Consider the following 5,815-nt stretch of genomic DNA (forward strand, 5'->3'; position numbering starts at 1 on the left):
GGGCTTCAGCGGTCGCCTATAGCCGGTTATGGTTAGGAATGCATCGGCCTATTGATCTTGTTGGGTCCACACTATTTATTGCTGCGGTTTATGCGGTTATGCCGAGTTTCGATACAATAGCTAACCGGCTGTATTTGCGGTTGCCTAAAGCGATTCAACATATGTAAATAAAAACACCAGCCAAGCGCTGGTGTTTTTATTTAGGTAACGTATGGGGTGAACTAGACTAAACCGTAAAGCGCCCAACCAGATCATACAGCTCTTTCGCCCGCCCATTCAGCTGTTGGCTACCGGAACGGTTTTGATTCGCCAGCCCAGCCGATTGGCTACTTTGATCTGAAATAACCACAATGCGCTGTGATATTTCTTGTCCAACAATGCTTTGCTCTTCTGTTGCGGTCGCGATGAGTGAATTCATATCCATGATGGTCACAATAGACTCTTGAATTTTCACTAAGGCTTGCGCAGCTTCATTCGCTTCTTTGACAGTACTATCGCCACGCGCTTGGCTTGAATCCATTGCTTTAACCGCATCATCGGAAGCGGATTTCAATTGCTCTATCATAGAGTGAATCTCGCCGGTACTCTCTTGTGTTCGACTGGCGAGTTTACGGACTTCATCAGCCACGACAGCAAAGCCTCGGCCTTGTTCACCTGCACGAGCCGCCTCGATCGCTGCGTTAAGTGCTAATAAGTTCGTTTGCTCTGCGATATCTTGGATAACTTCGAGAGAAGAAGAGATGTTCTTAACATCACTTTCTAGTCGTGAGATAACATCACTGGCTTGCGACACTTCGAGCGCCAACTCTCTCACCGAATTTGCCGCGGAGTTAACAATTTGTTGAGCATCTTTGGCGTGGCTTTCCGCTTCGTTTGCGGATTCGGCGGCATGGCTAGCGTTGTTTGAAATCTCGCCGGCGGTCGTGGTCATCTCTGTCATTGCCGTGGCCACCTGTTCGGTCTCTTCACGCTGCCCTGAGGCAAGTTCATCAACTTGTGCTGCTCGGCTGGACATATCATCGGTTTCACTGACAACCTGCTGCCCTACATCACTCACATTACGAATGATATTTTGTAAGCTCTCAACAAAGCGATTGAAATTAGCACTGAGATCGGCGAATTCAGGTATTTTGAAGGTTTCCATGCGAGCGGTCAGATCCGCATTACCACTGGCAAAGGATTTGATGGATTTATCTAAAACATCAATAGGATGCAAAATACTGCGGGTGACGAATATGGCAAACGCAGCAACAAAGGCGGCGATCACAACACAGAAAAAGACGATCGCTTCAAGGGTTTCATTGAGTGCATTATGAGCGGACTCTTGCATTTCAACAATCACTGCATCAATATCATCGGTATAAAAACCAGTCCCGATGACTAAGTCCCACTCCGCAATGAACATTGAATAGCTAAGTTTTGGCAGTGCCACGGTTCCACCCGGTTTCGGGAAGTAGTAGGTGGTGAACTCTCCGGTTTTTGAGTTTTTAATCAGGTCTTGAATTAGGTAATTACCTTGCTGGTCCTGCAAGTTAAAAAAGTTATCACCAATGCCCTTGGTTCCTTTACCCACCACGATTCGCACCCCTTTTGAATCGTAGCCAAAGACATAACCCGATTCGCCATACTCGAGCGATTGCAGTGTTGGCAAGGCTTCTTCTAAGGTTGCGCCGCGTTGTAAAAATGGATCGATAGAGGATTTAGCCAGTTCTAGATAGCTATGTAATTCGGCTTGTTTCATTTTCATCATATTCGAGCGAGTCAGTTCGATTTGTTGCTGGTTGAACCCCGTGGTTTTTAAATAGGTAAACCACATCATACCAATGGCGATAATCAGTAATGGCACAATGGATAAGATGTAGAGTCGATTGCGAATGGATAAATTCATAGTTACTTCCTTGGACGTACGCTGAGGTTTGCTCCCCAGTCGAAATAATTGTTAATTCTTGTCCTTTTAGATTAGATAAAGTTGACGCTGTTGGGCAAAAATCGTTCGGTTATTGGTCTCTGTATCACAGAGAAGTTGTTTTCTTGCTCTCATTACATAGAAAAGTGAGTAATTTCAGTCAGTCACGGATTTTGAATTTTGTCTATCCTGACCTAGATAGGAGTGCCAGTTTTGGGAGAGGTTGTGATATTCAAATTCGCAAAACTCTTGGCGCTCGGATAGGTAATCCGGTTCAACTTCATTAAGTAGATTCTGATGGGTTTTAGGGTCACTGCCGTAGACTAAGCATAAGGTGGAAAAATAGCGCTGAAGGTCAAAGCTATGTTCATCAATGTATTCACCAAAATCGTAGTAGTCGGGCCTATCGTCAGATTCAAATGCGAACATATCAGCTGCGCTAATAGCAACATCGGCACCGTTATCAATGTATTCAATCAACATAATCGTGGCAAAGTTATCAACCGCATCTTCTTCTTTGCCCAATATTGGAATTTTCTGGTCATGGATATAAGCGTGTCCGGCTTCATGAAGTAGAGTATGAAATAAGGTATCTATCGCGCCCTGTTGGGCTGGTTTGTTAAAACGTTTCTGGTAGTCATTCTTGGTAAAGTACTGCAGGGATTGTTGATAAAACGGATAAGGGATGGATACCTGATGAAGCTCTGGATCGTATAGTGGGCCATCTTCACTGCCGTATTGAATTACTAGGGGTTTATTGAAAGGGAAATGGGAGTGTGCAAGCTCAGAGATGAGCTCGTTAATTCCGCTTTCTTTGATGGCTTGCTGTGTGTGTTTGTCTTGATCTGTGGCGGGGGTTAGATAGTCGATGGTGATGGAATCTTTTGCGGCTAAAGGGGTGGACACCATTAGCAGTGCGGCTGCTAATACTGAGAGAATTCGGTCATGCATGGTCTATCATCCTTGTTATCAATGCGGTTTAGTCAGTTTAGTGGATTCTGCTTAATTAATTCAGCTTATTTATTCTGTTTATGGGGTAGGGGCTGTTTCAACCATTCTATGCCTGTATCCGTTTATGGTTGGAAATTTACCGTCAAGAAGAAAGAGAATAGTGATGGAAAAACCATAGAATAACGATCTATGGGTTGGTAGTAGAGTGTGATATACTCCGCGCCCAAAGTTCATCCAAGAGTCATGAGTCATGAGTTCAAAAAAAGAAGTACAGCAATTAAATCACCGCCTAGATAAGTGTAAGTTTAAGTTAGATGCGGCGAAATCTCGTGGCGATCAGGCTATGATCTCAAAATTTACGGATGAAATTGAGAAAATTAACAAAAAGATCGCCCAACTCAAACACAAGCAAGATTACGATCTTAACAAAGAGCGTAAAGACCTATCCGATATGCCGTTCTCTCGTGAAATTACCAAAGCTGAACAGGCGGATATGGGCAAGTTGAAAAAATCCGTAAAAGGGTTAGTGATTGTTCACCCAATGACGAAGCTGGGTAAGGCATTACGTTGTGATGTGATGACAGGTTTTGCACCTAAGAAATTCTAGTCTCATGTGATGTTTATTGTTTACAAAGATCAATGCAGAAACGCCCCAACAAGGATAACTTGTTGGGGCGTTTTTTTGGTGTATCTACAAGAAGGGTGAATTTAAAACCCCATCAGTTGCAGTAAATGTTCGGCGGTTCTAATTGCTTCTTTACGATTAGCAATATTGAGCTTTTGATACAAATTTCGGATATGGGTTTTAATGGTGGTACCTGCAACATCCAGTTCTTGGGCTATTTGCTCATTACTAAACCCAGAATAAATTAACCCTAAGACTTGCCATTCTCGCTGGGTAAGAGGGCTCGTTCTCACCAGTTCGGGAATATTGGGATGATTCACTAACTTCTCGACAAATTCTTCATCAAAGTGAACCGATCGGCTGCGTTGAGTGGTTGAGATATCTTTGGTGAGTTGTTGTGCACGGTGGCGTTCAAGATCGCCCAGTTCAGATTTAGTACTGAGTTTTTCAAGCAGGTGGCCAATCTTTCCACCATCGATGAGAAAGTTGCCTAAAATCCCAGTTTGATTCGTTAACTCTAGGGCTTGCTTCAACTTATCTTTGGCCTGATCTTCATTCCCTTGTTTTACCGAGAGAACACCTTCCACAATGAGGTTTCTATTTCTGTCAGTGAGGAGGTGCGCTTTTTGGGCTTGTTCTTGAATAAAATCGAGCGTTTTTTGCGCGTTGTCTGTTTCCCCTAAATTGATATAAGCCCGTGCGATATTACGCCATTGAAGTTGTGTAAAGTGATTGCACGCCTCTTCGGGCCTTACTGCTGTATCAAGCCACTGGCGAATAGCGTCTTTATCGCCGCGGGCTTGCCAAAATAAGATCAATGAAAGCGATGCGTTTGCTGTCCAATCAACGTGGTAGGTTGATTGTTTTAACAGATGGACGATTTGGTCGATAAATTTGGCGGCTTTATCCAGTTCTCCTCGTCCAATAGCGATACGTGCCAGCATGGAGTAGCTGTGCAGATGCTTGCTTGGATCATGTTTGCCTAACACATGTAACCCTTTATAAGCGCACTCTTCGGCTTCATCGAGTCGATTCCAGCACCAAAAAACTTGAGCGCGTAAACGCAGTAAAAATTCATGCATTGGTACTTGCTGAAGTTGCTGCTCTTCAACCAATTTAAACGCGTTGTCTTGTACTTCAAAAGCCGCCTGAACATAGCCTTGAGCGATCAAGATTTCACTTTGTTGCAGCATGGCCCATAGCGCTTGGTGGTAAACTTGATATTGACGGGCCAGCTTTTCTGTTTGTTGCATCATGGGTAAGGCTCGGCTCAAGTGGCCGGTAACGTGATTGACTTCCCCCACGACAGAGGTCGCGACAATTCGGCTGCGGTAGACCGTATGATCAAGTTGGCTCAGGGCCAGTTCCGCGAGTTCCAGTGCTTTTTGTGGCTCATTTCGGTTAATCGCGACTTGCGCTCGTAATGCGTTAAACTCCCCTTGCTCTTTGGTTGTAGGGGTTACGTTGTACAGCGGCATCTGCTCATCAGCTTGGGCGAGCAAATCACCTACATCATTATATCGGTGCTGACTTTGTGCTAACCAGGCTTCCAACATACACAGCTTTGGTTCGGTATAGAGTTGAGTGGGCTCTAGTGTTTTAATCGCTCGTTCAAGTGTTTGTAGCTCTCCTTGGTTGAACATTTTCCAACCATAGCTGGTTAAAATGGTTGCAACGAGCTCGCTGTCTTTGGCTTTTTGCGCATGCTGCAACGCTTGGTGTGGCGACTCTAACTTCAACCAAGCTTGTGCGGCGGTTTTATGCAAATGTTGCTCTTGTTGAGGAATGCGAGCCATACGTTCATGGGCGAGAAACTCGGCGAATAAATTGTGGAATCGGTACCAGTTTTTCTCGTCTTCAAGAGGGTAAATAAATAACCCGTAGCGATTCAAAGACTCGATCATGCTGAGAGCATCGTCTCGTTGGGTCAGCGCACAGACGAGCTGATCATTGAAATGATCCAGTACCGAACATTGTAATAAGAACTGCCTTGTTTCTTGGTCAAGCAAGTCGAACACTTCTTCTACCAAATAATCCCATAAATGCGCGTGATTAAACTGCGATACAGATTCTGCTGACTGGGCCAATGTTCGTTTTTGATGCTGAGCCTGGAGAGCAATTAATTGCAGTGCGGATGGCCAACCTTCAACGTAGGTTTGCAGGTTCTTTGCCGTGTCAGTATCAATGCCATCGGTGACGCGCTGGTTAAAGAATCGTGTGGTTTCTTCTGTATCAAAAGCCAGTAACTCATTGCCAATCTCAATCATCAGATCACGCACACGCAGGTTAGCGGTTCCTAATGGCGGCGCTGCTCGGCTTGTCACCACAAGCGT

4 protein-coding genes and 1 pseudogene are annotated in these 5,815 nt (G+C 44.7%); 2 read left to right on the forward strand and 3 right to left on the reverse strand.

Annotated features, from left to right (window positions below; all coding sequences use genetic code 11):
• A pseudogene (locus ACP45E_RS07995) lies at positions 1 to 167 on the forward strand (phosphatase PAP2 family protein); the annotation flags it as partial.
• A gap of 59 nt (positions 168 to 226) precedes the next feature.
• Here the strand turns inward: ACP45E_RS07995 and ACP45E_RS08000 are convergent.
• Both ACP45E_RS08000 and ACP45E_RS08005 read right to left on the reverse strand, forming a co-directional pair.
• Positions 227 to 1,888, reverse strand: coding sequence for a methyl-accepting chemotaxis protein (locus ACP45E_RS08000; protein ID WP_017034808.1), 1,662 nt, complete (start codon positions 1,886 to 1,888; stop codon positions 227 to 229).
• 174 nt (positions 1,889 to 2,062) lie between these two features.
• The gene (locus ACP45E_RS08005) at positions 2,063 to 2,857 is read right to left on the reverse strand and encodes a DUF4344 domain-containing metallopeptidase (RefSeq protein WP_017037556.1); all 795 of its coding nucleotides are present in this window, start codon (positions 2,855 to 2,857) and stop codon (positions 2,063 to 2,065) included.
• Positions 2,858 to 3,107: 250 nt separating this feature from the next.
• Between ACP45E_RS08005 and ACP45E_RS08010 the strand changes: the two genes are divergently transcribed.
• A complete protein-coding gene (locus ACP45E_RS08010) occupies positions 3,108 to 3,464 on the forward strand; it encodes a YibL family ribosome-associated protein (protein ID WP_017034806.1) in 357 nt (118 codons plus the stop codon).
• A gap of 101 nt (positions 3,465 to 3,565) precedes the next feature.
• Here the strand turns inward: ACP45E_RS08010 and malT are convergent.
• A partial coding sequence (gene malT / locus ACP45E_RS08015; RefSeq protein ID WP_069584868.1) for an HTH-type transcriptional regulator MalT occupies positions 3,566 to 5,815 on the reverse strand: 2,250 nt, incomplete at its 5' end.

Source organism: Vibrio genomosp. F10 str. 9ZD137 (assembly GCF_049974785.1).
Classification (GTDB): domain Bacteria; phylum Pseudomonadota; class Gammaproteobacteria; order Enterobacterales; family Vibrionaceae; genus Vibrio.

Coding starts and splice junctions, on each gene's coding strand:
- ACP45E_RS08000 (WP_017034808.1), bottom strand. CDS start 1,888: ATGAATTTATCCATTCGCAATCGACTCTACATCTTATCCATTGTGCCA.
- ACP45E_RS08005 (WP_017037556.1), bottom strand. CDS start 2,857: ATGCATGACCGAATTCTCTCAGTATTAGCAGCCGCACTGCTAATGGTG.
- ACP45E_RS08010 (WP_017034806.1), top strand. CDS start 3,108: ATGAGTTCAAAAAAAGAAGTACAGCAATTAAATCACCGCCTAGATAAG.